The 1,391-nt window shown below is 69.4% G+C and carries 2 protein-coding genes; both read left to right on the top strand.

Going from position 1 to position 1,391, the window contains the following annotated elements:
* The coding region (locus AC1DWF_RS31995; RefSeq protein ID WP_476842562.1) for an orotate phosphoribosyltransferase at window positions 1–423 on the top strand (423 nt) is incomplete at its 5' end.
* A 74-nt stretch (window positions 424–497) separates the two neighbouring features.
* A partial coding sequence (locus tag AC1DWF_RS32000) for an ABC transporter substrate-binding protein (protein WP_476842563.1) occupies window positions 498–1,391 on the top strand: 894 nt, incomplete at its 3' end.

A 1,391-nucleotide genomic window follows, 5' to 3' on the forward strand; every position in this document is an offset into this window, starting at 1 on the left:
CTGCCCATGGCCTATGTCCGCAAGAAGCCCAAGGGCTTCGGGCGCAACGCGCTCATCGAGGGCGACGTGCCCGTGGGCAAGGAGACGCTGCTGGTCGAGGACCTCACCACCGACGGCGCCAGCAAGATCCGCTTCGCCGAGGCGCTGCGCGAGGCGGGCGCCAAATGCGCCCACACCTTCGTGGTCTTCTACTACGGCGTCTTCCCCGGCAGCTTCGAGCAGATGAAGGCGATGGACCTCACGCTGCACCATCTCGCGACCTGGTGGGACGTGCTCGAGGTCTGTCGGGAGAAGGCCTATTTCCCGGAGGCCGCGCTGACCGGCGTGCGCCGTTTCCTGGAGGATCCGGTGGCCTGGAGCCGCGCGCATGGCGGCGTCGGCAGCCTGGAGGAGGCGCTGGCCCACAAGGTCAAGGCCGGCTGAGGGCTTAAGCCGCCCGCGGTTGCTGCGGAGGGCCGGGCCGGGCCACCATGGGGGCCTCTGGCCTGGAGCTCTTGATGGTCGCCCGCTTCCTGTTCCTCATCCTGGTCTGGGCGCTCCCCGCCCCAGCCCAGACGCGCGACACGCTGACCATCGGCATCACGCAATACCCGTCCACGCTGCATCCCAACATCGAGAGCATGGTGGCGAAGTCCTACACGCTGGGCTTCGTCCGCCGTCCGGTCACGGCCTATGACGCCGACTGGAAGCTCGTCTGTCTGCTCTGCGAGACCGTTCCCACGCTGGAGAACGGTCTTGCCCGGCTGGAGACCACGCCCGACGGCAAGCCCGGCCTCCGCGTCACCTGGCGCTTGCGCGAGGGCCTGCGCTGGGGCGACGGCACTGATATCACCACGGACGACCTCCGCTTCGCCTACGAGGCAGGACGCGAGCCCGCCACCGGCATTGGGCCCGCGGAATTCTACCGCTCGGCCTACGAGTTCATCGCCGAGGATGCCCGTACCTTCACCCTCCGCTTCGACCGTGTGACCTTCGAATTCGCTGCCCTCGGCGACTTCGCCCCGCTGCCCGCCCATCTGGAGCGCGAGCGCTGGCGATCGGACCCGCGCAGCTACCGCACGCGCACCCTCTACGACACGGAGCCATCGACGTCCGGCCTCTGGAACGGCCCCTATCGCGTGGTGCAGGTCCAACCCGGCTCCGCCATCACGTTGGAGCGCAATCCCCAATGGGACGGCCCCGCTCCCGCCTTCCGCCGCATCGTGATCCGCGTGGTCGAGAGCACGCCGGCCCTGGAGGCGCAGCTTCTCGCGGGACAGCTGGACATGATCGCCGGCGAGCTCGGCCTGCCCGTTGAGCAGGCCGGCGCGCTCGCCCGCCGCACCGGCGCGCGCTTCCGCGTGGAGTACAGGCCCGGCCTGATCTACGAGCACATGGACCTCAACCTCGAC

Source organism: Aminobacter sp. P4_D5, from assembly GCF_056401815.1.